The following is a 23,420-nucleotide window of genomic DNA, read 5'->3' as shown; positions in this document are numbered from 1 at the left end:
AGTGGTTCTTCTCTTATCACCCGATGCGCCGGATCGCTTTCACGACAATTCACTCTCAACGGTCACATGCCTTTCTTCCGGGTAGGCGGATGGCATGGGGGAGCTGGTCATCGCCCTGGTCGGGGTGGGACCGCGGGGGTTGTCGGTGCTGGAACGGCTGCTGGTCCGGCCGGCCCGCGTGGTTCGGGGCGAACCCGACGGCGGGCGAGAGCACGGTGCGCTCGCCCGACGGTCTCCTGCCCGAGGAGCGGTTCGGGTCGCCGGCCGTCTGGGGCGGCCTCGACCCGGCGGAGTGCCCGCCGCGCCGGCTCTACGGGCAGTACCTGGCCGACGCGTTCGCGGCGTTGTGCGCGTCGGCGCCGCCGCGGGTGGGGGTGCGTCCGGTGGTGGCCGAGGTGACGCGGATCGTGCGGACGGCGGACGGGCTGCGGGTCAGCGCGGGCGGGACGGCGTACCGGGTGGACGAGGCGGTGCTGACGACCGGGCACGCGGACGTGGAGGTCACGCGGGAGCAGCTCACGCCGGGCCGGCACGCCGAGCGGTGGAGCGGGGCCGTCTACGTCCCGCCGGGGCCGGCCGTGGAGATGCCGCTCGATGTCCTGCCGCCGGGGGCTCGGCCAGGGGGAGCGCGGCGGAGACGCGGTCAGCGACCGCTGAGGAAGCGGCGGACGTCCTCGACCTCCGCCTGGACCAGCTCCTCGGGCAGCTCGCCGAACGGCTGCACGCTCACCTGCGCGCCCTTCCTGGACCACACGCCCGCGACCGTCCCCGCCGACAGCACGACCGGGCGCAGGACGCCGCCGCCGGGGAACACCTCGGCGGCGTGCTCGGCGGCCAGGACGCCGTCCCGGCCGCGCCAGCCCATCAGGTACTCGTCGAAGGCGGGCGCGAGGCGCAGCACGGGCTCGCCGGGCTCGGGCGGCTCCTGGTCGGTGCTCGCCCGCCAGGCGGCGCGGGCCTCGCCGAGCGGCAGGCCGGACCAGGCGGCCAGGTCCTCGGGGGTGGCCGGGTGATGGGCGCGGCTGTAGCGCACCGCCAGTTCCTTCAGCGCCTTCCCGCGGTCGGGCTCGGGCACGACGGGCGCGCCGAGCCAGTCGCCCGCGTGCACGTACGTCGGCTTGCCCGCCCTGGACGGGCCGAGCACCGCCAGGCCGTGATGGGCGGCCAGCGCCATCAGGTGCACGACGCCCTGGCCGCGGGCCCGTCCGGCGAGGCGTTCCGTCAGCTCGGCCTTGGTCAGCGGGCCCTGGCCGGCGAGCGCGTTCACGGCGAGCGGGAGCAGGTCGTCGCCTGTGACGCCCTCCTGCCGCAGGCGGCGCAGGGCCGCGGTGTCGCTGCTGGTGAGGGCGTGGATCCAGGGGAGGTCGTCGGCGTGCACGAAGTGCAGCGTGCCGCGCGGGCCCCACGTCCTGACGATCTCGCGGGCCTGCCAGGCGGCCTCGATAGCGGACGGTGTGAGGGTGGCCGAGCGGGCGCGGAAGGCGAGCAGGGCGGAGGGCACGTCCTGGGCCTGGATCGCGGTCAGGTGCCGGACGACGTCGGCCGCGGTGAGGCCGGGCGGGCGGTGCAGGAGCTGGGCCTCGACGCTTCTCATGGCCTGGATCATCGCAGGAGGAGGCGGTCGCGCAGGCGGGTGGGGAGGGGGGTGCGCGAGCGCGCGGCGCGGCGGACGGCGTCGCTGCCGTCCCATGCGCGGGCGGCGTCGGCGTCGGTGACGTCGTCGGGGGCGTACCGGACGAAGTTCGAAATTTCGGCCAACGGCCTGAGATGGGTGGTGATGTCGGGGGGCTGGCCGGTCAGGACGTCCTCGGCGGTCAGCGTCCGCCTGCCGCCCAGCCGCAGGTCGTGGCAGGTCTGCCGCCAGGCGGCGAGTACGCGGTCGCCGGGCGTCCCGCGGCGTCTTCTGGACCGCCTGCGCCACCAGGGCAGCACGGCGGCCGTCACCGCGTACGCGACCAGCAGGCCCCCGCCCGCGGCGGCGGCCGGCAGCCAGGGCGACGGCCCGCCGCCGGGCGGCGCGCCCTGTTCCCCGGCCTTCGGGCGGGCCGTGCCGGACCGGTCGCCGCCCCCGCGCGCGAACTCGCCCTCCAGCCGCTCGCTCTCCTCGATCGCCGAGGAGACGACGTCGTGGTCGTCCTTGGCGCCGCTGCGGCCGGGCGTGGGGTAGAACGGCCGCCAGCCCAGCCGCTCGAACTTGATCTCCGCCCACGCCATGACGTGCCCCGACCTGACGTGGTAGACGCCTCCGGACGCCTGTCCCGGCCGGAAGCCCACCACCACCCGCGAGGGCAGCCCGAGCGTCCTGGCCATGAGCGCGAACGTCGCCGCGAACTGCTCCGACGTGCCCCGGTGCGTGGTCCGCAGGAAGAACTCCAGGCCCTTGAGCGAGTGGCCGGGCGGCGCGGTGACGTCGTAGGAGGCGCTGGTGCGCAGGTAGCTCTGCAGCCGGTACGCCTGCTTGATCGGCGCGTCCGCGCCCTTGGTCGCCTGCTGCGCGAGCTCGCGGAACAGCTTCTCCTGCGGCCCGGGCGGGAACGCGGTCAGCGCGGCGTCGTCGTGCGCGGGGGTGGCCGCCAGCAGGTCCTCCTTCGACGGCTCCGGCACCCTGGACGTCACCGCGTAGGCGAAGCCCCTGCCAGGACGCCTGCCGGCGCCCGCGGCGGGGTCGGCCAGCAGGGCGCCGCTCTGCGGGTCGGCGGCCAGCCCGGGCACGCCGTCGACCTCGACCGGCCGTTCGGCGGCGGGCAGCCACGTCCCCGGCAGCCCGGTGAAGGTCACCCGCTGCCGGACGACCCGGGCGGCTCCCGTCCACTCCCCCTCGGGGACCCGGCCGCCCGTGGGACGGAAGCGGGCCCCGGACGTCCAGCGCACGCCGTCGTAGCGGTCGAGCACGGCCAGCCGCCAGTTGAGCGGCTTGTCCGCCTTGACGGTGAACAGCTCCCTGTCGGGGATCTGCAGCCAGCCCGACACGCGGTCGAGCGGGCTCACGCTGTCCACCCGCCGGGGCGGCGGCGGTTCGGCGTCCTGCCTCGGGTCGTACGGGTGCGCCGCCACGGGCAGCAGCGGCCCCACCGCCAGCGCCAGGGCGGCCAGGACGGCGGCGGCGGGCAGGCCGCCGAGCAGCCAGAGCGGCGAGCGGTCGTCGCGGACCAGGGCGAGGGCGGCGACGAGCACGAACAGGGCGGCGGCGACCGGCAGGTTCGAGCCCTCGCCGTCCACGCCGAGCAGCAGCGCGGCGGCGAACACGGCCAGGGCCGGGACGGCGGCGGCGATCCTGGTGCGGGTGCGGGTGAGGGTCTCGGCGCCGATCACGGCCGCGGCCCAGACGAGCGTGTGCACGAGGACGAGCAGGCGCGGCTCGGGCTGGGCCGGGAGCAGCGTGGTGAGCAGCGCGTGCCAGGCGTCGGCCACGTCGGCGAGCACGCCGGGGGCCAGGCCGTGGTAGAGCGGGATCGTCCCGGCGAGCCAGGCGACGAGGTCGAGCGCGAGCGCCAGCCACAGGGGCCGCCGCGCGGTGAGCGCCGCCACCAGGACGGGGGCGACGGCGGCGGGCACGATCGCGAGCAGGAGCTCCGCGCCGGGGAAGACCCGGTGGAACCCCCACCCGGCGACCCCGGCCACGGCGGCCACCACCACCAGCCCGACCCCTCCCCGCCACCCCACCCCGAACGCAGGCGGAGGAACGACAGGGGCGGACGCGGAAGGGGCAAGGGCGGGCGCGGGAACGACAGGCGCGGGCGCGGGGGGTTCTGGGGGGGTCATCGCGGGGTCCAGGCGAAGGGGAGGGCGGCCAGGTCGGTGAGGGGGACGACCGTGACGCCGGGCACGCTCACCGGCCCCGGCCCGGTGTGCACGCAGATCACCCGGTCGAAGCGCCGCCGGACCCCCGCCGCCCGTCCCGCCTCGGCCGCGTCGCCGGTGACCAGCACCAGCGACCCGCCGCCGCGCGCCACCCGCATGATCTCCCCCACGCCCGCCGGGCCCGGCCGCGCCAGGGCGAGCCGGTCGAGGATCGCGTCGGGGTCGGCCTCGGCCCTGGCGCCGGCCGCCGCCCGCTCGCCGGTCAGCACCCGCACCGGGAACCCCGCGCGGGCGGCCGCCACCGCCACGGACGCCGCCGCGTCGACCGCCAGTTCCGTCAGCTCCCGCGTGTCCAGGACGACGGTCGTGGTGGGCAGGCTCGCGTCGATGAGCTGGCGCACCATCAGCGTGCCGGTCCTGGCGCTGGAGCGCCAGTGGACGTGCCGCAGGTCGTCGCCCACGACGTACTCGCGCAGGGTGTGGAAGGTGACGGTGCCGCTGGGGGCGTTGTCGCTGGTGGGGCCCTCCAGGTGGTGGGCCCGGCCGGACGGCGGCACGGACAGCGTGACGGTGCGCGGGCGGACCAGGAGGGTGACGGCGTCGCCGTACCGCCGCACCCGGCGCGTGAGGCCGAACGGGTCGGCCCGGACCAGCAGCAGCGGCCCGACCGGGATCTCGCCGCGCACGCCGGTGGGCAGCGGGTAGGAGACGGTGCGCGCGGCGTTGCCGGGCAGCCGGGGCAGGCCGATCAGGTGCTCCGACGCCCCGACGCGGTCCTGGACGCGCAGCCCCGACAGGCTGCGCCGGCCCCGGTTGACCACGTTCAGCACCGCGACCGCCGCCTCGCCCCTCGGCACCTTGAGCGGCGTCACCTCGCGCCGCACCTCCAGGTCGGGCGCGGGGGCCGTCCAGGCGAGGGCGGCGGCCAGGGCGAGCACGCCGCCGGTGGCCAGCACGACCGGCTCGGGGTAGCCGAGCGCGAACCCCGCCGCGTAGAGCGCCGCCGAGCCCGCGAGCGTGACCCACCCGAGCGGGGTGAACAGGGCCGTGAGCCGCATCTACGCCGCCTGCGGCACCGGCGTCCCGGCGATGATCTCGCCGAGCGCGGACGCCGCGCCGATCTCGCGCAGCTCGGCCTCCGGCGTGACGATCAGCCGGTGCGCCAGCACCGGGACGGCCAGCGCCTTGACGTCCTCAGGCACCACGTAGTGCCGCCCGGCGGCAGCCGCCCTGACGCGGGCGGCGCGCAGCAGCGCGAGGCTCCCCCGGGGGCTCGCGCCCAGCCGCAGGTGCGGGCTGGTACGGGTGGCCGCGCACAGCCCGACGATGTAGTCGTAGACCGGGTCGGCCACGTGGATCCGGGAGGCGAAGTCGATCATCCCGGCCACGTCCGTCGCCCGCGCCACCACCGGCAGCCGCTCGACCTGCGGCCCGGTCGGCCCGCCCTTGAGCACCTCGACCTCCGAGACGTGGTCGGGGTAGCCGACGGAGATCTTCATCAGGAACCGGTCGAGCTGGGCCTCGGGCAGCGGGTACGTGCCGTCCATGTCCACCGGGTTCTGCGTGGCCACCACCAGGAACGGCCGCGGCACCGGGTGCGGCTCGGCGTCCACCGTGACCCGGCGCTCCTCCATGACCTCCAGCAGGGCCGATTGGGTCTTGGGCGAGGCCCGGTTGATCTCGTCGGCGAGCACGATGTTGGCGAACACCGGGCCCTGGTGGAACTCGAACCTCTGGTGCGCCTGGTTGAAGATCGACACGCCGGTGATGTCGCTCGGCAGCAGGTCGGGGGTGAACTGGATGCGCCGCCACTCGGCGTCCACGCTGGCCGCGACCGAGCGGGCGAGGGTGGTCTTGCCGGTGCCCGGGACGTCCTCGATGAGCAGGTGGCCCTCGGCGAACAGGCAGATCAGGGCCAGTTCGACGGCCTCGTGCTTGCCGCGGACGACGCGTTCGATGTTGCCGGCCAGGAGCTGGAACCGCTGCGCGAACTGGCCGGCCAGGGCGGCAGGCGGCTGGGCCTGGACCATCTGGTCCGGGTAGTTGTACTGGGTCAAGCGGTCCCCCTCCTCAGTCGGTGCACTCGAAGAGCGGCGGCGCCGGGAACGAGCCGCGGGGCGTGGTCATGAGCGTCTCGCTCAGGTAGGCCACGCCGCCGTTCCACTCGATCCTGTTCCAGACGTCGCTGGTCTCCTTGCTCTCGTCCTCCGTGACGCTCTGGCCCTTGACCTGGCAGATGACGGTGAGCGAGAGGTACTGCCCCTTGGGGATGCGGCCCGCCTCGCCGGTCTTCGTCGCGGCGGGGCGCACCAGCGTGTCCACCACGTTGTTGTTGGCGTTCTTGTACTGCTGCCTCGGGTAGGTCAGGTCCGCCTCGGCGGTGGCGACGTCCGGGCTCTCCCCCGCCGCGTTCGTGGCCTTGAGCTTGAAGGCGTACTTCGCGTTGTTCTTCAGGCCGTCCACGGTGAACGACGTCCCCTTGATCGCGTCGTTCGCGGCCGCGCCGCTGAGCTGGTAGGTCACGCCCGGGTCGCCGTTCTCGGGGGCGCTCCAGGTCAGCTCGGCGCCCCGGTTCCTGGGCTTGGCGGCGAAGTTCGACGGCGCGCCGGGCGCCACGCAGGGCCTGGCCCCCGCGCTGCGCTGCGACTCCACCTCGCCGCCCGGCCAGTGGGCGACGACGACGAAGGTGTACTCCCGGGCGCAGTCGCCGCCGGTGAACTCGAACTGGAAGGGCCCGTCGGCGTCCACCGACTGCGGTTCCGGCCGCCCCTCGCCGGACGCCTTGAGCGTGTAGCGCTCGACCTTGCCGCCGGTGGACGGGCTGAAGGTGACGGTCACCCGGCCGGGGCCCGACCGCGCGGTCACCGCGCCGGGCGCGCCGGGGGCGGCGGTGGGCGTCGGGGTCGGGGTCGGGCTGGTCGTGGGGGTCGGCGTGGCCGTCCTGGCCGGGCGGCGGGGGCGCTCGGCCTCCTTCGTCCCGGTCGGGTCGGGTTCGCTGGTCTGCGGCGGATCGTCCGGCGGCGGGTCGGTGATCGTGGGGTCGGGGCGCGGGGTCTGCTTGGGCTTGGGGGTGCTGGTCGGCCCCGGCACGTCGGAGTCGTCCTTGTCCACGTCGTGCTTGCGGCCCTCGGGGTCGATGACCAGGGCCTTGTCGCCGTTCTCGTCGTTGGCCCAGAGCAGGCCGTCCTTGACGAACACGTCCACCGGGCCCGGCCCGTCGGCGACCTGCAGCGTGGTGGGCCGGCCGCCGGCGGCGCTGTCCCAGACGATCAGCGCGCCCCGGCTCTTGTCCGGTACGTACACCTTCGACCCGAGCACCTGGGGCACTCCGAGCCCGGCGGGGTCGTCGATCGCGAACCTGGTGCTGAGCACGGCGTTGGAGGAGGTGTCGAGCACGACGAGCAGCCCCGAGCCGCCCGGCGTCAGCACCGGGACGAGCGGGCCCTCGGTCGTGGCCGGGGTGAGCACGCCGCCCTTGGCCGCCCGCGCGACCTCCTTGGGCAGGGCGATCTCGCCGACGCCGCCGTCCGCGCCCACGGTGACGGCGGTGGCGGCCCGCGTGTTGACCACGACGGGCAGGCCGCCGGCGATGGTCACGGCCAGTTCCTCGCCCGGTTCGCCCACCTTGACGGGGGTCGCGGCGACACCGCCGGACACCGGCACGACCTCGCCCCTGGCGGTCACCGGCACCCACAGCCTGCCGCCGCCGTCGATCCTGGCCGCGCCGAGCGGGCCGGGCAGGGTGACCGGCGCGCCCACGGCGTTCAGCGTGACCGGGTCGATGCGCTGGACGCGGCCCGCCGCCGGATCGACGGCGTAGGCCGTGCCGCCTGAGACGGCGAGCTGCGTCCCGGCCGCGCCGAGGTCGCGGGTCTGGGTGACGGTGAGCTGGCTGGGCTCGACCCGGCTGACGAAGCCGGTGCGGTCGTCGACGAGCAGCACGTTCGTGCCGTCCTGGACGACGCGCAGCTGCTTGCCGGCCTTGTCGTCGAGGTAGCCGTCCACCTCGCCCGACAGGCCGTTCACGTGCACGATCTTGCCCTTGGCCCTGGTCCACAACCACGCGCCGACGTCGGCCAGCTCCGGATTGGCGCTGGAGACGCCCACGCCGAACCACGCCGCCGCGGCCACCAGGATCACGGCCGCCCCACCGGCCATCAGGGCCGTCGCCCGGTCCCCGCCGAGCACACGGATGGACAACCGTCACTCACCCCGTATGTGCGATCACAAAGAGTTTGCCCCGCTTTAACCGGGATCACCCTAGCGGCCAGGAGTCCCATCCGCGTCCGTACCGGCTGGTAGCCCGCGCCGGGTTCCGTGTCTGTCGGTGTGAAGCCGTACCTTAGTGCGCGTGTCCGAACAGCCCCTGACCCTCGACGCCGCCCTCTCCGAGGAGGCGGTGTTGTCGACCTACCGCCGCATGTTCGCCGCGCTGGCCCGCGACAGCGGCGCGGTGGTCGACGACCCCGCCCTGGTCGACATCGCCGAGACGCTGTTCGCGGCGTTCGCCGAGGCGGGCGAGGAGTGGCTGACGCACGAGCAGATGCGCTTCGCCTGCCGGGCCTACCCCGGCGACCAGTTCGACAACCGGCTGCGGGTGCTCAAGGGGCTCGGCGCGATCCGCGAGGTGTTCCCCAAGCCCAACCAGCTCCGCTACCGCGCCTCGTTCACCAGCGTCGTCGGCCTGATGTTCATCCGCCGCATGATGGACGACGGCGGCCAGTCCGAGATGCACCGCCTGCTCGCCCTGGAGGACCTCAACGTCGCCGATCCCCGCACCACGATGGAGGAGGCCCGGCAGAGCGCGGTCAACCTGGCCCGCGCGTTCCGGCTCTGGGCCCTGGAGCTGATCACGCTGACCACGGGCACCATCGAGGAGCTGCGCGAGCAGGCCCCCAAGCTGTGGGGCACCGAGGAGATCGCCCGGCGCGCCCAGGGCCTGCACGGCACGATCCTGACCCGCTGGCCCGAGCTCGACCGGGTCTGCACCGATCTGCGCGCGTCCATCTACTCCTACAGCGACGCCTCCCGCCGCGCCGCCGGCCGGCTGGCCGACTCGGCGGGCACGACCCGCAACCTGACGCTGCTGCCCACCGAGACGTGGCGCACGTTCGCCCAGACCGCCTCCAAGGAGCGGCTGGCCTCGGTGCTCGACGGGTTCGTCTTCGACGCGCCCGCGCCGTGGCACGATCCGGCCGCCGTCGCGCGGGCGGTCGACGAGGCGCCGCGGCCGGCTCCCGTCCAGCCCACTCCCCCGCGTTCGGCGCTGCCCGACCCCGGGCCGGAGGGCTCGCTCGACTCCTCGCCGGGGGCCGCCGTCGAGCGGCTCACGCAGGTGGCCGAGTCGCTGCTCGGCGCCGCCTCGCGCGTCGCGCTGGCCGACGTGATCGGCTCCGACTGGCCCGCGGCCCGCCGGCTGCTCGCCGACCTGACCACCGCCGACCTGCGCCCCGAGCTCCCCTACCGGCTCACCTGGTCCGACGGCCTGACCGTCGATCCCGACGGCGAGCCCGCCTGGCTGTCCCACGGCTATCTGGAGCGCACCTCATGACGTCCACCGGTTCTCCGGCCTCCGAGCGCGGCCGGTCCGCCGGTCAGGCGCTCGCCCACGCGCGGGCGCGCTCCGGCGGGCCGCTGCCGCTGGGGGCGGGGGTGCCCGCGCCCGCCGGGATGACCCGCCTGACCCGGCCCGACTCCACCGGGCACGCGCTGCCGGTCTGGCCCGACGGGGTGACGCCGTCGCTGCTGGAGGAGTACCAGGTCGCCGCCGTCCCGGTGGAGCGGGCCGGCGAGACGCGGCGGGTGCTGGCGGCCACGCTCAAGTGCTGCTGGAACGATCTGTCGGTCGATCCGTGGCCCGGCGACCCGGCGCCGGTCGAGCTGGTGCTCGACACCTACCGGGCGCTGATCGGGCGTACCGACGACCTGATGCGCAACTGGGCTCGGGGGGCGCTGCGGCGGCTGCACGACTCGGCGTGGATCGTCCTCGACGACGGGGTGGTGCGGCTGGGGCCGCGCTGCGCGCTGTGGCCGGCCGAGTCGCACGCCCAGTTGCAGGAGCTGGTCCGCCGCCTGCCCGAGCCCGAGCGGCCGGAGCTCACGGTGGTGGGCGACGCCGACATCGTGGCCGCGGCGGTCCTGCCCGTGCCCGGCGCGGGCGGGCGGGCCGAGCTCGGCGTGGCGGAGTTCGACGACCTGCTGGGCGCCTACGACGAGCGGCGGCGGGCCGAGCTGGTGGCCGCGTTCATGGTGGTCGAGCACTCCGCCGAGCCGGTCGCCGAGGGCCGCTTCGCCGCACTGCGCGATCCGGCGCTGCGCCACACGCTGGGCGAGATGCTGGCCCGCCGCGGCCGCGTCCTCGTCCAGCTGCGCGAACGCTGGACGTCGGGCTACGACGACACCCACACGGCCGCCCTGGCCCAGCCCCCGTCCCCCGCCCCCGAGCCGGCGGCCGAGGCTTCGGCCGCCGCTCCCGACGGGGAGACGGCGGGCGTGGGCGCGGCGGCTCGCCCGGCGGCGGCCGCGGGGCTCGGCGTGAGCGAGCGGGCGGTGCTGACGCTGGTGCTGGTGCACTCGGTCGCGATCCCCAGGGCCGAGGGCCTGCTGCCGGAGGACTCCTGGCTGTCGCCGCACCCCACCCCGGTCGAGGAGCTGCGCCGCCACACCCAGGTCCCGATCGGCGAGCTGGAGTCGGCGCTGCGCACGCTGCGGCACGCCGGCCTGCTGGCCCAGGTGAAGGCCGGCGAGGAGGCGGGCGGCTACGTCCCGGGCCCGCAGTTCCACCGGCTCACGCCGGCGGCCCGGCGGCGGCTGCAGGAGGAGCTGATCCTCGCCGCCGGCCCGCACACGCCGCTCGCGGCGGCCGTACGCGCCCGCAGGTCGGCGCAGTGAACGTCATGACAGATGGAAGGGTTACGGGGGTTCGGGTGTCGCAGATGGAGAACGTCGTCGGAGACCGGGTGCTGATCGCCGTGCAGGCGGTCAACATCTCACGGCTCTCGACCCATCCGGTGCCCACGGTCCCCGGCACGCTCATCGTGGTCGCGGGCGCGGGCCCCAAGGACTCCAACGGCGCGGGCAAGTCGTCGTTCATCGCCTCGATCACGGCGCTGCTCGGCGACGAGCAGTGGCGCTTCGCCTCGGGCGCCAAGGCGGTCTCCGAGCTGCTCTTCAACGCCGAGCTGGCCAGCGGCGCGGGCGCCCGCCAGTGGGCGAGCGCCGACCACGGCTACATCGTGGGCGTCTTCGGCCCGCCCGGCCTCGACTCCTTCGCCCCGCCGCCGGCCCCGCCCGAGCCGGTCGCCTCACCCGACCTCACCCTGACCGATGACGGAAGGGAGGGCGAGGAGGGCGAGCAGGACAGCGGGGAGTTGTTCGAGGTGCCCGACACCTCGGGCGGCGCGATCACCGTGTGGCTCAGGGTCAACCAGGAGGCTCCGCACCTGGAGATCCGCTGGCGGGAGGGCGTCCATCTGGCCGCCTCGCCGTCCGAGGCCGAGCGGGTGGCGCGGGCCGACGAGATCTGGGCGTCGCTGCCGAGGTCGGCGGGCAAGCGCGACGTCGTGGCCCGCGACCTGACCAAGGTGCTCTACGGCGACCGGGTCAGGTGCGTGTCGTTCCTGTCCACGTCCGTGCGCAGCAAGGTCGCCACCAACCTGCTCTCCCAGCCGCTCAACGAGATCTCCCCCGAGCGCGTCTTCGAGGCCATCGCGGCGCTCACCGGCCTCGACGCCGAGCTGGAGCAGGAGCGCGAGGCCCGGCGCGACGAGCACGCCAAGCGGGTGCGGGCGGCGCAGGCGGCCGACCGGCTGGCCGAGTTCGAGGTGGAGTCCAAGGCGCTGCTCGGCACGTTCGACCGCCGCGACCAGGCCCGGGTGCGCCTGGCCGAGGCGTTGCGCTGCTGGCGCGGCAGGCAGGCGCGCAAGCTCGCCGACGCCGCCGCGAAAGACGAGCTGCTGGCCGCCGACCTCGGCCGCCACCGCGCCGCGGGTGAGTCGGCGGCCGAGGAGATCGCGCTGGTCAAGGCCGAGATCGCCACGCTGCGCGAGGACACGCTCGACCGCCAGGTGTCCCAGGCGCGCAAGGAGCTGGCCGCCCTGCAGGCCCGTACCACCAAGCTCGACGCCGACCGCGCGGTGGCCGAGAACTCCGCCGACGAGCTGCGCGCCGCGATCCCGGCGCTGGAGGAGACGCGCAGGTTCGCCGACGGTCGTGACGTGCCCGCCGCCGAGGCCGAGCTGCGGCAGGCCGGGCTCCGGCTCAACGAGGCACTCAAGGCACTCGGCGTGGCCGACCAGGAGGTGTCCTCGGCGCGGGCGGCGCTCGACGACGCGGAGGGCGGCCCGGCCGCGGCCCAGCTCGACGCGCTGTCGGCGGCCGGTGTCGGGGCGACCGGCCTGCTCGACGCCCTCGACGTGGCCGAGCAGGCCCGCGACGCCGCCCTGCCCGGCGCCGGCCTGCGCGGCTGGCCGCACGAGCACGCCGTCATCGTCGACGCCGCGCGGCTCGGCGAGGCGGCGCGGGCCCTGGCCGGGCTGCCCGGGTCCGTGCTGGTCAGCGCGGCCGGGGTGAGCGTGGTGGGGGCCTTCGACGGGGTGGCGACCGGGCGCGAGGCCCGCATCAAGGCCGCCGGTCAGCGGCTCAACCGCGCCGAAGACGCCCAGGAGAGCGCCGCGGAGGTGGTGCGCGCGGCCGAGGAGGCCGTCGCCGAGGCGCAGCGGCGGCTGGAGGGCGCGCGGGCCGGGGTGCGGCTGGCCGAGCTGGAGGCCAGGCTGGCCGAGCGCCGCGACCGGCTCGTCGGGCTCAACGCGGCGATCGAGGAGCTGGCGCCGAAGGTCGCCGAGGCCGAGCGGCAGGCGGGCGCGCTCGACTTCCGGGCCCGTACCCGCGACATGGAGATCGAGCGGCTCGACGGGCGGCGGCAGCGGCACGAGAGCGAGCGGGCGCAGGCCCGCGAGCAGGAGGCCAAGGTCACCGCCGAGCGCGAGGCGCTGCGGCTCGACGCGCTGGCCGCCGACTGGGGCGGCACGGTGGAGACCGCCCGCGAGTGGATCGCGGCGCTGCCGGAGGAGGAGCGCCCGCGCGCGGCCGAGGAGTGGTGGCGCGTCGCCGAACGCCACTTCGACCAGGCGTTGCGCGACACCTTCCCCGAGGAGGACGCCGAGATCCCGGAGGAGCTGGCGTTCCTGCTGTCGGAGCGGGGCGGCAGCACGGCGCGCGAGCAGGCGACGTTCGCGGCGGTGTGCGGGGCGCTGGCCTCCTACCTGCGCGGCCAGGAGGAGTACGAGAAGCACCAGCGGCGGCAGATCGAGGCGCAGGTCGTCTCCCGGCAGCGCGACCTGGCGGCGGCGGCCCGGGGCGCGGAGGAGGCGGCGCAGTCCACGGCCGTCCACCGGGCGGCGCTGACGGCGGCGATCAAGGCCAGGCTGACGCGGGTGGCCGAGGAGTTCGAGAAGCTCGACACCTCCTACGGCGGCTACGGCGCGACGCTGGAGTTCCCGGTGCCGCCCGCGCCCGCCGACCCCGAGCAGCGCTGGCAGTGGCGGGTGACGCCGAAGTGGCGGCGGGGCGAGGGGCAGGGGTTCGTGCCGTACAACCGGCGGGCCAACACCGCGCTCATGGACGAGAAGGCCGTCAAGCTGGTGTGCGCGGCGGCCATCGCCTCCTCCGGCGGCGGCCATCTGTGCCTGGTGCTCGACGAGCTCGGCCGCAACCTGGGCAAGGAGCACCGCAGGGAGGCGGTCGCGCTGTTCCGGCGGATCGGCGAGACGTACGGCATCACGGTGATCGGGGCGCTCCAGGACGACATGGAGCCGTACGCGATCGACGCCTGCGGCCAGTACGTCAAGCTGCGGCGCTCGTCGGACGCCATGCCGTACAACGAGCCGCCGGTGATCGTCGGCCACGACCAGCACGCCGAGCGGGTGCGCGCGCTGGCCGCGTACGTCGACCGCAGCCAGCCGGTCGGTCAGCCGGTCGAGCAGCCGGTGTAGCGGGCGCGGGGCGGGCGGCTCAGGCGGCGCGGCCGAGGTCGCCGGCCGTCAGGGCCCGGCGGAAGTCCTCCCCGGCGTGCTCGACGGCCGTGAGCTGCACGGCTTCTCGCCGGAACACCATCGACAGCCCCCAGTCCGCCAGCACCCGCGCCTTGTGGTTGAACGTCGGCACCCACGCCAGGTGGTACGCCCGGTGCGCCAGCCACCCCAGGAACCCGGTCAGCCGGATCGCGTGCACCTGCGCCACGCCCTGGTGGTGGCCGAGCCCGGCCACCGACCCCAGGTACGCGTGCCGGTACGCCTTCAGCCGGCCGCCCCTGACATGGGCCGCCAGGTTGCGGGCGAGCAGCTTGGCCTGGCGCACCGCGTGCTGCGCGTTGGGCGCGGTGAACCGGCCCGGACGGGTCAGGTCGGGCACGGCCGCGCCGTCGCCGGCCGTGAAGGCGTCCTCCAGGCCGGCCACCGTCAGGTATTCGGTGGCCCGCAGCCGTCCGGCCTCGTCCACGGGCAGCCCGCTGTCGGCGGCCAGCGGGCTGGGCCGGCCGCCGGCCGCCCACACCAGGGTCCCCGCTTCCAGCGACGTGCCGTCCGACAGCCGGGCCACGCCGCCCTCGGCCGAGTTCAGCCGGGTCTCCAGCCACACGTCCACGCCGCGGGCGCGCAGCGCGTCCACGGTCCAGCGGCCGAGGTCGGGGTGGAGTTCGGGCAGGATGCCGCCGGTCGCCTCGACCAGGGTCCAGCTCAGGTCGGCGGGCTCGATCCCGTCGTGGTAGCGCAGGGCCTCGTCGGCCAGCCCCTGCATCTCGGCCAGCGCCTCGACGCCCGAGAACCCGCCGCCGACCACCACGAACGTCAGCGCCCTGCGCCGCACCAGCGGGTCGTCGGTCGAGGCGGCCGCGGCGAGCTGGGCCAGGACGTGGTTGCGCAGGTGCACGGCCTCGCCGAGGCTCTTGAACCCGACCGCGTGCTCGGCCAGCCCCGGGATGGGCAGCGCGCGGGTGATCGACCCGGCCGCCATCACGAGGATGTCGTACGTGAGCGTCCTGGCCGGCCCCTGGACCGGCTGGAAGCGCGCGGTGCGGGCCTCGTGGTCGACGCGGGTGACGTGGCCGGTGAGCACGCGCGCGCCCTTGAGCACCCGGTTGAGCGGGGCGACGACGTGGCGGGGCTCGATCGTCCCGCCGACCGCCTCGGCCAGGAACGGCTGGTACGTCATGTACCCCCGCGGGTCGACCACGGTGACCGTCACCTCGCCCGACCGGATCAGCCGCCGCAGCCCGCGGGCCGTGTACATCCCGACATATCCACCGCCGACGATCAGAATGTGCTTGCTCATCGTCCGCTCCTCCTCATCAGGTTCTTCACCAGGAGGACGGGACAGCCCCGGCGGATGTGACAGGAAAACCCGGCCTATCGGAGCGAGATGTCACCGGTCTCCGGCAGGGCGAGCAGGCAGAGCAGGCTCAGCAGGGCCATCGCCGAGACGTAGAGGCCGACGCCCATGACGCCGAGGCCGCTCGTCTGCAGGCTGGTGGCGACCAGCGGCGGCACCGCCCCGCCCAGCACGCCGCCGAGGCTGTAGGCGACCGAGGCGCCGCTGTAGCGGAACTCCGTCCTGAACAACTCGGGCAGGTACGCCCCCATCGGCCCGAAGATCAGCCCCATCAGCCCGAGCGCGCCGGCCAGCGCCACCCCGGCCAGGACGACCGACCCGGTCTCCATCAGCGGGAACATCACCAGCCCCCACGCGACGGCGACGGCCGTGCCGGTGAGGAGGGTGCGGCGGCGGCCCAGCCGGTCGCTGACCACCGCCGAGACGACCGTGCCCGCCGCCATGAACAGCACGCCGATCATGGTCAGGGTCAGCATGGTGGTCTTCGGGATGCCGAGGGTGGCGGTGCCGTAGGACAGGCAGTAGGTGGTGGCGGTGTAGAAGAGCGTGTAGGCGACGGTCATCGCCCCGGCGGCGAGCAGCACCCGCCGCCACTGGTGGCGCATCAGCCCGGCGAACGGCACCTTGGCGATGCGGCGCTGGTCGAGTGCGGCCCGGAAGACCGGCGTCTCGGAGATCCGCAGCCGCACGTACAGGCCGACGACCACGAGGAGCAGGCTGGCCACGAACGGCAGCCGCCAGCCCCAGCCGCCGAACTGCTCGTCGGTCAGCGTCTCGCCGAGGATCAGGAACAGCCCGTTGGCCACGATGAACCCGGCCGCGGGGCCGAGCTGGGGGAACATCGCGTACAGACCGCGCCTGCCGGGCGGGGCGTGCTCGGTGGCCAGCAGCGCCGCGCCGCCCCACTCGCCGCCGAGGCCGATGCCCTGGGTGAAGCGCAGCAGCACCAGCAGCACGGGCGCGGCCACGCCGATGGCCGCGTACCCCGGCAGCAGGCCGATCGCCACCGTGGACAGACCCATCACCAGCAGCGAGACGACCAGCATCGACTTGCGCCCGACGCGGTCGCCCCAGTGGCCGAACACCGCCGACCCGAGCGGACGCGAGACGAACGCCACCGCGAACGTCGAGAACGCGGCCAGCCGGCCGGCCACGGGGTCCATGCCGGGGAAGAACGCGGTGTTGAGCACCAGCGCGGCGGCGGTCCCGTAGATGTAGAAGTCGTAGAACTCGATCGCGGTGCCCATGAGGCTGGCCATGGCGATCCTGGTCGTGCTGGGCGCGGAGGCCCGGGGGGAAGTCTTCACTTCGCGGCTCACTGTCCGGACTGACACCTTGTCAAGCGGTACAACGACGCTACCACCTGCGCAATGTCACACAGCCGCCCGATAGATTCGACGGCGAATGTCACCTTTCGGGAGGAACGCACCTTGGCCGTGGAACTGGTCATCTTCGACTGTGACGGGGTGCTCGTCGACAGCGAGCGCATCTCGGTACGCGTGGGCACCGCCGCCCTGCGCCGCCTGGGCTGGACGATCGACGAGACCGAGTACGCCGAGCGCTTCGTCGGCTGCAGCAACGAGTACTGGGACGAGCAGGTCGGCGAGACGCCCCCGGGCTGGCACGACCAGATCACCCAGGAGTACCTGGCCGCGATGGAGGCCGAGCTGCGTGCCATCGAGGGCATCGAGGCCGCCCTCGACCGCCTGGACATCCCCTACTGCGTGGCCTCCAACGGCCGGCACGCCAACGTCCGCAACAGCCTGGAGCTGACCGGTCTGGCCCGGCGTTTCGACGGCCGCGTCTTCAGCGCCGAGGACGTCGCCCGCGGCAAGCCCGCCCCCGACCTGTTCCTGCACGCCGCGGCGACGATGGGGGCCGCGCCGGAGGGGTGCGTGGTGGTCGAGGACAGCCCGTTCGGGGTGCAGGCGGCGATGAGCGCGGGGATGCGCTGCCTGGCGTTCGCGGGCGGCCTGACGCCTCCCGCCCGCCTGTCCGGCCTCGGCGCCACCCTCTTCCACGACCCCACCACCATCCCCGACCTGATCGCCGCCCTCTGACCCCCGCCGCGGAAGCGGCCGCTCACCTCACCCGCGCCACCCTGGCCGCGCCACCCTGGCCGCGCCACCCTGGCCGCGCCACCCTGGCCGCGCCACCCTGGCCGCGCCACCCTGGCCGCGCCACCCTGCCCGCGACCGCCCTGCCCGCGACCGCCCTGACAACCGTCCTCCCGACGGCCCCGGACGGACCCACCGCCCCGGTCACGCCTCGCCGTACCGGGCAGACGGGCAGGCGGGGTCGAGGCGGTCGGCGGCGCGGCGCAGCGAGTGTGCGAGCCGCGCCCGTACGGCGGCCCGCTCCGGATCCCGCCTGCGCGGCGCCCCCGGCAGGGCCGCGTCGAGCGAGCCGCGGAACCCCATCGCCGTCCGGTGCGCGAGAACCTGCATGGCATCCATGTCTCTCCTCCTTAATCAATTAAGACCTTAATCAATTAAGAACGCACCGGCAAGGCGTTCGATACGGTTGGACGATGGCAAGGGTCACCCTGCAGACGATCGCCGACAGGCTCGGCGTGTCCCGCGCCACCGTGTCGTACGCCTTCTCCCGGCCCGACCAGCTCAGCGACGGGCTGCGGCGGCGCATCCTGGAGGTGGCCGACGAGCTCGGCTACGCGGGCCCCAACCCGACGGCGCGCTCGCTCCGGCTCGGCCGCGCCGGCGCGCTCGGCCTGCTGTTCAGCGAGACGCTGGCCTACGCCTTCGCCGACCCGTACGCGCTCGGGTTCTTCCAGGGGCTGGCCACGGCGGCCGAGGAGGCGGGCGTGGGCCTGCTCATCCTGCCGCTGCCGCACGGCGACCGGCGCAGCGACACCGTGCGCGACGCGGTGGTCGACGCGTTCTGCGTGGTCTCGCTGCCCGACGGCCATCCGGCGCTGGCCGAGGTGCTGGCCAGGAAGCTGCCCGTCGTGGTGGTGGACGAGCCGTACGTGCCCGGCCACCCCTTCGTCGGCATCGACGAGCCGGCCGCCGGGGCCGCCGCCGCCGCGCACGTGCTCGGCCTCGGGCACCGGCGCGTCGCGGTGGCGATGGTCGGCCTGCACGACGACGGCCACACCGGCTGGGCCGACCGCGCCCGCCAGGAGGGCGCGGTGTTCGCGGCGATGCGCGCCCGGCGCGGCGGCTACCAGACGGCCTGCGAGCAGGCCGGCCTCGACTGGGACGACGTGCCCTTCTACGAGGTCGCCAGGAACTCGCGGGAGGCGGGCAGGAAGGCCGGCCACGCGCTGCTGCGGCTGGACCCCCGGCCCACCGCGATCCTGACCAACACCGACGTGCTGGCCCTCGGCGTCCTCGACGCGGCCGCCGACCTGGGCCTCGACGTGCCGGGCGAGCTGTCGGTCGTCGGGTTCTCCGACAGCGCGGCGCAGGAGGCGGGGCTCACCACGATCCGGCAGGCCAAGCAGGAGATCGGGGAGGCGGCCGGGCGGCTGCTGCTGTCGGGGGCCGCGGCCCGGCCGGAGCGGCGGCTGTTCCCGTACGAGCTGGTCGTGCGGGCCTCGACCGCGCCGCCGCCTAGCTGACCAGGGTCGAGCCCCTGCGGGTCTTGCCCACCTTGAGCTGCACGGGGATCCGGGTGCGCAGCTCGCCGACGTGGCTGACGATGCCGACCGCGCGGCCGCCGTCGCGCAGCCCGTCGAGGATGTCCAGCACGTCGTCGAGGGTGTCCTCGTCGAGGGTGCCGAAGCCCTCGTCCACGAACAGCGTGCCGACCTCCGCGCCGCCCGCCTCCGCCGTGACCACGTCGGCCAGGCCGAGCGCGAGCGCGAGCGAGGTGATGAAGCTCTCGCCGCCCGACAGGGTCGCCGGGTCGCGGTCGACCCCGGTCCAGGCGTCGGCCACCTTCAGGCCCAGGCCGCCGCCGGAGCGCGCCCGGGATCCGGCGGTCTTGCGCAGGTCGTGCCGGAGCAGGTAGCGGCCGGACGACATGTGGTCGAGGCGCTCGTTGGCGGCGTCGACCACCTGCCGGAGCCGCTCGCCCAGCACGAACGACGTCAGGCTCATGTTCCACTGGTTGTCGCCGGACGTGCCCGAGGCCAGCGCCGCCATGCGTTCGGCCAGCCGGTGCCGCTCAGCCGCGGGACGCCACCGCTCGATGCGTGCGGCCAGCTCATCGCGCAGCTCGGCGAGGCGGGCGGCCCTGGCCGCCGCCCGGTCGCGCTCGCTCGCCAGCCGCGTGTGCGCCTCCTCCGCGGCGTCTCTGCCGGCCTCGGCGGCCGCCAGGTCGGGCGCGGGCTCGGCGGCCGCGGCGATCAGCTCGGGGTCGGCGAGCAGGGCGGTGACGGCGGCGTGCTGGTCGTCGAGCCGCCGCAGCAGCTCCGCCTTGCCCTCCCGCTCGGCCGGGCTCCGGTAGGCCTCCTCGGCCTCCCGCACGTCGGCGAAGCCCGCCTCGGCCGCCGCCCGCCCGGCCGCCCCGGCCGCGGCGTCGAGCTCGGCGGCCGCCGCGACCGCCGCCCTGGTGGCCTCCAGCGCCTCGCGCAGCAGCTCGGCCTCGTCGTTGAGCCTGGACAGGCGGGCCGTCAGGGTCGGGTCGCCGCCCCTGGCCGCGTCGAGCCGCGCGCCCAATCGCCCGGCGTCCGCGCTCAGCTCCTCATGTCTGGTACGGCCGGCCGCCACCCGCGCCGCGATGCGGCGTCCGCGCTCCTCAAGCTCGGCGCGTTCGCGGCCGAGCGCGGCCACCTCGGCCGCCAGCCCCGCCTCCCTGGCCGCCACCGCCGCCAGCCGCCGCACCTCCTCCTCGGCCGCGGCCAGCACCCGCCTCCCGTCGAGCTCCCCCAGGGTCTCAGGGCTGGCATCCGCCGCGAGCGGGCGCTCCGCGTGCACGGTCTCGGGGTGCAGGGTCTCGGGGTGCAGGGTCTGGGTGAGACGGGTGTGCAGGCGGGTGCGTTCGGCGGTGAGCCGGGTGCGGTGGGCGTGGTGGGCGGCGAGCGCCTCGGCGATCTCCCTGGCCCGGTCGCGGACGTGGTCGCGCTCGCCTTCGAGGCGGTCGAGCGCGTCGGCGAGGGCGGGCTCCCGGTCGGCGACCGACCGCAGCCGGGCCAGCTCCTCCTCGGCCGCGAGCACGCGCCCGGCCGCGGTGTCGGCGGACAGCCCCTCGGTGGCCGCCGAGGCGTCGGCGAGCCGGGACTCGATCGAGGCCAGGGCGCGTTCGGCGGCCTCCCGGTCGGCGGCGGCCGCCTCGTGGGCGGTCTCGGCGGCGTGCTCGTCGTCGGGCGAGGGCGCGCTGGGGGCCGGGGCGGCGGGCACGGGATGGTGCTCGGAGCCGCACACCGCGCACGGACGCCCGTCGGTCAGGTCGCGGGCCAGCTCGGCCGCCATGCCGTCGATCCTGGCCTGACGCAGGTCGAGCCAGCGTTCGCGGGTCTCCTGGGCGCGGTCGACCAGGACCTGGTGGGCGGCGGCGGCCGACTCCAGCTCGGCGGCGAGGGCGTCGCGGCGATGCGCGGCCTCCAGGACGGAACGGGCGGCGTCGAGCCGGGCGGCGGCGGCGGGCACGGCCGCCGCCTCGGCGCGCACCTCGGCCAGGGCGGCGCCCGCCGCGGCCAGCCGGGCGGGCAGCTCGGCCTCGGCCGCCGCCACCTCGGCCTCGCGCTGGGCCAGCGCTTCCAGCTCACCGGCCAGCGCGCCGAGCTCCCGGTCGACGTCGATCAGGTCGGCGGCGGCGTCGCGGATGGCCTGGGCCGCCGGGATGCGCGCCGCGGCCACCCGCGCGTCGGCCAGCCTGCCCTCGGCGTCCGCGATCAGGCCGGGCAGGACGGCCAGCCGCGCGGCGACGGTCTCATCGGCGCTGACCAGCTCGGCCAGCTCCTGCTGCACCCGCGACAGGTCACGCCGGACGACCGACAGCCGGGCCTCCTCGGTGAGCAGCTCCGACAGGCGGGCCAGCTCGGCCCGGCGCTCCCGCTCCAGGCCCTCCAGCTCCTCCACCGACGGCTCCGCGCCACCCGCCGGCCCCTCGACGCTCTGCGCGGGGCGGCGGGTGAGCAGGGGCCGGGCACGGGCCAGGGCGTCGGCGACCATGGCGCGGGCCTTGGCGGCGGCCTCGGCGCGCTGCCGGGCGGCCGTGATGAGCGGGAGCACGCGATCGGCGCGGGCGGCGTCGTCGATGACGGCCTGGAGGTCGGCGCGTTCGTCGGCGCGCTCGTCGAGGGTGCGGCGCAGGGTCAGGGCCTCGGCGTGTCGGCGGCGGCGTTCGGCGAGGGCGGCGGCCTGCTCGAACCGCGACCGCGCCGCGCGTACGGCGTCGCCGGCGGCGGCGTGCCGCTCCTCGCACCCCTGGACGACGGCCCGCGCCGCGTCCAGCAACGCGCCGGCCCACCCGAGCGGATCGTCCGCCGCCGACGGCAGCCCCCCGTCCCCGCCACCGCCGTCCGACGCGGAGGCCAGGAGGGGGCCGGCGGCTTCCTCCAGGCGTTCGACGGCGAAGGCGACCTCGCGCCCCAGCTCCTGCTCCTCCCGCCCGGTGGCCCGCCGCCGCTCGGCCAGCCACGCCTCGGCCTCGGTGAACACCTTGACGGTGAACAGCCGCTCCAGCAGCCGGGCGCGGTCGTCGCCGTCGGCGCGCAGGAACTTGGCGAAGTCGCCCTGCGGCAACATCACCACCTGGCAGAACTGCTCGGCGTTCATCCCGAGCAGCCCGCCCACCAGGTCGCCCGCCTCGTCGAGCCGGGTCGTGAGCCCCTGCCAGGCGGCCCCGCGGCGCTCCTCGACGACGACCTTGGCCTTCTCCTCGGTGAACCCGGTGCCGCGCAGCTTGGGACGCTGCCACGCCGGCGACCGCCGGATGCGCAGCGAACGCCCGCGGATCGTGACCTCCAGCGTCACCGAAGGGCCGGTGCCGGCGGGCGCGTGGTCGCAGCGCAGGCTGCGGGCGCTGTTGCGCTGGCCGGGCACGACGCCGTAGAGGGCGAAGCAGAGCGCGTCGAGGATCGTGGTCTTGCCCGCCCCGGTGGGCCCGTGGATGAGGAACAGGCCCGCCTCGGTGAGGGCGTCGAAGTCGACCGTCTCGGTGCCGGGGAAGGAGCCGAAGGCCGTGAGGGAGAGCCGGTGGGGCCGCATCTACGCCGTCGTCTCCTTCATCCGCGACGCCTCGACCGCCTGTCTGAGCAGGTCTTCCTCCTCGGGCGCGGCGGGCTCGCCGCGCACCTCGCGGACGAAGTCGAGGGCGACCTCTGCCTCGGGCCGCCCGCTGACCTTCACCGGCCCGGCGGCGGGCGCCGCGCCCACCGGCTCGAACGACAGGGCGAGGGCGTGCGGGAACCGGGCCCGCAGCCGGTCCATGGCCTGTTTGGGACGGACGGCGTCGGTCAGGGTGATCTGCAGCCAGTGGTCTTCGTAGGCGGCGAAGGCGGGCAGGGTGAGCAGGTCGTCGAGGTCACCGCGGAGCCGCCCGACCGGCCGGGGCACGGGCGCGGGCACGAACTCGGCGCCCGAGCCGAGCGTGACCAGCCAGCAGCCCTTGACGTGGCCGGCCTCGGAGAAGGAGTAGGCCAGCGGGGAGCCGGAGTAGCGCACGGTCTCGGACATGCGCTGCCGCCCGTGCAGGTGGCCGAGGGCGACGTAGTCGACGCCGTCGAAGGCCGACAGGGGCACGTGGGACACGCCGCCCACGCTGATGTCGCGCTCGCTGTCGCTGGCCTGCCCGCCGGTCACGAAGCAGTGGGCCAGCACGACGGCGGCCCGATGGCGGACGGCGTCGGCGCGCACGCGGCTCATCGTGTGGGAGATCGCGGCGGTGTGGCCGCGATCGGGCAGCTGCCAGGGGGTGCGCACCAGCTCGGGCTCCAGGTAGGGGATGCCGTAGAAGGCGACGTCGCCGACCAGCACCGGCTCCCACGACTGCGCGGGCTCGGTGCGGACGTGCACGCCCGAGGACTCGAACAGCGCCGACCCGAACCCCAGCCGCAGCGCCGAGTCGTGGTTGCCGCTGATCAGCACCACCCGCGCCCCGGCGGCGCGCAGGCGGGCCAGCGCGTCGGAGAGCAGGGCCACCGCGTCGACCGGCGGCAGGGCGCGGTCGTAGACGTCGCCGGAGACGGCCACGACGTCGACCCGCTCGGCGCGCACCGTCTCGACCAGGTGGTCGACGAACGCGGCCTGCGCCCCGAGCAGGCTCTCCCGATGGAAGGAGCGCCCGAGGTGCCAGTCGGAGGTGTGCAGGATCCGCATGTCGCAGGA

15 protein-coding genes and 1 pseudogene are annotated in these 23,420 nt (G+C 75.6%); 6 read left to right on the top strand and 10 right to left on the bottom strand.

The features are described from left to right. Positions 1 to 23: 23 nt before the first annotated feature. Positions 24 to 428 (top strand): annotated as a pseudogene (locus AB0J76_RS19075) (FAD/NAD(P)-binding protein); the annotation flags it as partial. Between the two features lie 215 nt (positions 429 to 643). Here AB0J76_RS19075 and AB0J76_RS19070 read toward each other — a convergent pair. The 5 genes from AB0J76_RS19070 to AB0J76_RS19050 form a co-directional block, all read right to left on the bottom strand. Continuing rightward, complete coding sequence (locus AB0J76_RS19070; protein WP_352320325.1) at positions 644 to 1,594, bottom strand: winged helix DNA-binding domain-containing protein; 951 nt, start codon at positions 1,592 to 1,594, stop codon at positions 644 to 646. Between the two features lie 8 nt (positions 1,595 to 1,602). After that, positions 1,603 to 3,636 (bottom strand): DUF3488 and transglutaminase-like domain-containing protein, encoded by a 2,034-nt coding sequence (locus tag AB0J76_RS19065; protein WP_364390007.1) that lies wholly within the window; start codon positions 3,634 to 3,636, stop codon positions 1,603 to 1,605. Between the two features lie 122 nt (positions 3,637 to 3,758). Next, positions 3,759 to 4,859: a DUF58 domain-containing protein gene (locus AB0J76_RS19060; RefSeq protein WP_352328497.1), complete on the bottom strand. Its 1,101-nt coding sequence runs from the start codon at positions 4,857 to 4,859 to the stop codon at positions 3,759 to 3,761. After that, positions 4,860 to 5,858 (bottom strand): MoxR family ATPase, encoded by a 999-nt coding sequence (locus AB0J76_RS19055; protein WP_352328495.1) that lies wholly within the window; start codon positions 5,856 to 5,858, stop codon positions 4,860 to 4,862. A gap of 13 nt (positions 5,859 to 5,871) precedes the next feature. Next, positions 5,872 to 8,001, bottom strand: a complete 2,130-nt coding sequence (locus AB0J76_RS19050) for a hypothetical protein (protein WP_352328493.1) — start codon at positions 7,999 to 8,001, stop codon at positions 5,872 to 5,874. A 151-nt stretch (positions 8,002 to 8,152) separates the two neighbouring features. Here AB0J76_RS19050 and AB0J76_RS19045 point away from each other — a divergent pair, with 151 nt between their 5' ends. The 3 genes from AB0J76_RS19045 to AB0J76_RS19035 are packed head-to-tail and all read left to right on the top strand — an operon-like array spanning position 8,153 to position 13,793. After that, positions 8,153 to 9,352: a hypothetical protein gene (locus tag AB0J76_RS19045; protein WP_352328491.1), complete on the top strand. Its 1,200-nt coding sequence runs from the start codon at positions 8,153 to 8,155 to the stop codon at positions 9,350 to 9,352. Beyond that, positions 9,349 to 10,692: a hypothetical protein gene (locus AB0J76_RS19040; protein WP_364390004.1), complete on the top strand. Its 1,344-nt coding sequence runs from the start codon at positions 9,349 to 9,351 to the stop codon at positions 10,690 to 10,692. The genes AB0J76_RS19045 and AB0J76_RS19040 overlap by 4 nt, the downstream gene beginning before the upstream one ends. Positions 10,693 to 10,736: 44 nt before the next feature. Further along, positions 10,737 to 13,793, top strand: coding sequence for a chromosome partitioning protein ParA (locus AB0J76_RS19035; RefSeq protein ID WP_352321472.1), 3,057 nt, complete (start codon positions 10,737 to 10,739; stop codon positions 13,791 to 13,793). A 19-nt stretch (positions 13,794 to 13,812) separates the two neighbouring features. On the opposite strand, the gene AB0J76_RS19030 is transcribed toward AB0J76_RS19035, so the two are convergent. Continuing rightward, positions 13,813 to 15,129 carry an FAD-dependent oxidoreductase gene (locus tag AB0J76_RS19030; protein ID WP_352321474.1) on the bottom strand — a complete coding sequence of 439 codons (1,317 nt, stop codon included), beginning with the start codon at positions 15,127 to 15,129 and terminating at the stop codon, positions 13,813 to 13,815. 74 nt (positions 15,130 to 15,203) lie between these two features. Further along, positions 15,204 to 16,493 carry an MFS transporter gene (locus AB0J76_RS19025; RefSeq protein WP_352321476.1) on the bottom strand — a complete coding sequence of 430 codons (1,290 nt, stop codon included), beginning with the start codon at positions 16,491 to 16,493 and terminating at the stop codon, positions 15,204 to 15,206. Between the two features lie 129 nt (positions 16,494 to 16,622). Between AB0J76_RS19025 and AB0J76_RS19020 the strand changes: the two genes are divergently transcribed. After that, complete coding sequence (locus AB0J76_RS19020) at positions 16,623 to 17,246, top strand: HAD family hydrolase (RefSeq protein ID WP_352321485.1); 624 nt, start codon at positions 16,623 to 16,625, stop codon at positions 17,244 to 17,246. 201 nt (positions 17,247 to 17,447) lie between these two features. Here AB0J76_RS19020 and AB0J76_RS19015 read toward each other — a convergent pair whose 3' ends face one another. Then, on the bottom strand, positions 17,448 to 17,642 hold the full coding sequence (locus tag AB0J76_RS19015) for a hypothetical protein (protein ID WP_352321478.1): 195 nt from the start codon (positions 17,640 to 17,642) through the stop codon (positions 17,448 to 17,450). A 74-nt stretch (positions 17,643 to 17,716) separates the two neighbouring features. Here AB0J76_RS19015 and AB0J76_RS19010 point away from each other — a divergent pair, with 74 nt between their 5' ends. Then, complete coding sequence (locus AB0J76_RS19010; protein WP_352321480.1) at positions 17,717 to 18,766, top strand: LacI family DNA-binding transcriptional regulator; 1,050 nt, start codon at positions 17,717 to 17,719, stop codon at positions 18,764 to 18,766. Here the strand turns inward: AB0J76_RS19010 and AB0J76_RS19005 are convergent. Together AB0J76_RS19005 and AB0J76_RS19000 are read right to left on the bottom strand one after the other, a co-directional pair. After that, positions 18,759 to 22,301 carry an AAA family ATPase gene (locus AB0J76_RS19005; RefSeq protein ID WP_364390000.1) on the bottom strand — a complete coding sequence of 1,181 codons (3,543 nt, stop codon included), beginning with the start codon at positions 22,299 to 22,301 and terminating at the stop codon, positions 18,759 to 18,761. The genes AB0J76_RS19010 and AB0J76_RS19005 overlap by 8 nt on opposite strands. Beyond that, positions 22,302 to 23,411: an exonuclease SbcCD subunit D gene (locus AB0J76_RS19000; RefSeq protein ID WP_352323451.1), complete on the bottom strand. Its 1,110-nt coding sequence runs from the start codon at positions 23,409 to 23,411 to the stop codon at positions 22,302 to 22,304. Between the last annotated feature and the right edge of the window lie 9 nt (positions 23,412 to 23,420).

Origin of the sequence: Nonomuraea sp. NPDC049624 (assembly GCF_040675255.1) — a bacterium.
Taxonomy (GTDB): Bacteria; Actinomycetota; Actinomycetes; order Streptosporangiales; family Streptosporangiaceae; genus Nonomuraea.
This window is presented reverse-complemented; position numbering and strand designations above follow the sequence as displayed.

Coding starts and splice junctions, on each gene's coding strand:
- AB0J76_RS19070 (WP_352320325.1), bottom strand. CDS start 1,594: ATGAGAAGCGTCGAGGCCCAGCTCCTGCACCGCCCGCCCGGCCTCACC.
- AB0J76_RS19060 (WP_352328497.1), bottom strand. CDS start 4,859: ATGCGGCTCACGGCCCTGTTCACCCCGCTCGGGTGGGTCACGCTCGCG.
- AB0J76_RS19040 (WP_364390004.1), top strand. CDS start 9,349: ATGACGTCCACCGGTTCTCCGGCCTCCGAGCGCGGCCGGTCCGCCGGT.
- AB0J76_RS19035 (WP_352321472.1), top strand. CDS start 10,737: ATGGAGAACGTCGTCGGAGACCGGGTGCTGATCGCCGTGCAGGCGGTC.
- AB0J76_RS19030 (WP_352321474.1), bottom strand. CDS start 15,129: ATGAGCAAGCACATTCTGATCGTCGGCGGTGGATATGTCGGGATGTAC.
- AB0J76_RS19015 (WP_352321478.1), bottom strand. CDS start 17,642: ATGGATGCCATGCAGGTTCTCGCGCACCGGACGGCGATGGGGTTCCGC.
- AB0J76_RS19010 (WP_352321480.1), top strand. CDS start 17,717: ATGGCAAGGGTCACCCTGCAGACGATCGCCGACAGGCTCGGCGTGTCC.
- AB0J76_RS19005 (WP_364390000.1), bottom strand. CDS start 22,301: ATGCGGCCCCACCGGCTCTCCCTCACGGCCTTCGGCTCCTTCCCCGGC.
- AB0J76_RS19000 (WP_352323451.1), bottom strand. CDS start 23,411: ATGCGGATCCTGCACACCTCCGACTGGCACCTCGGGCGCTCCTTCCAT.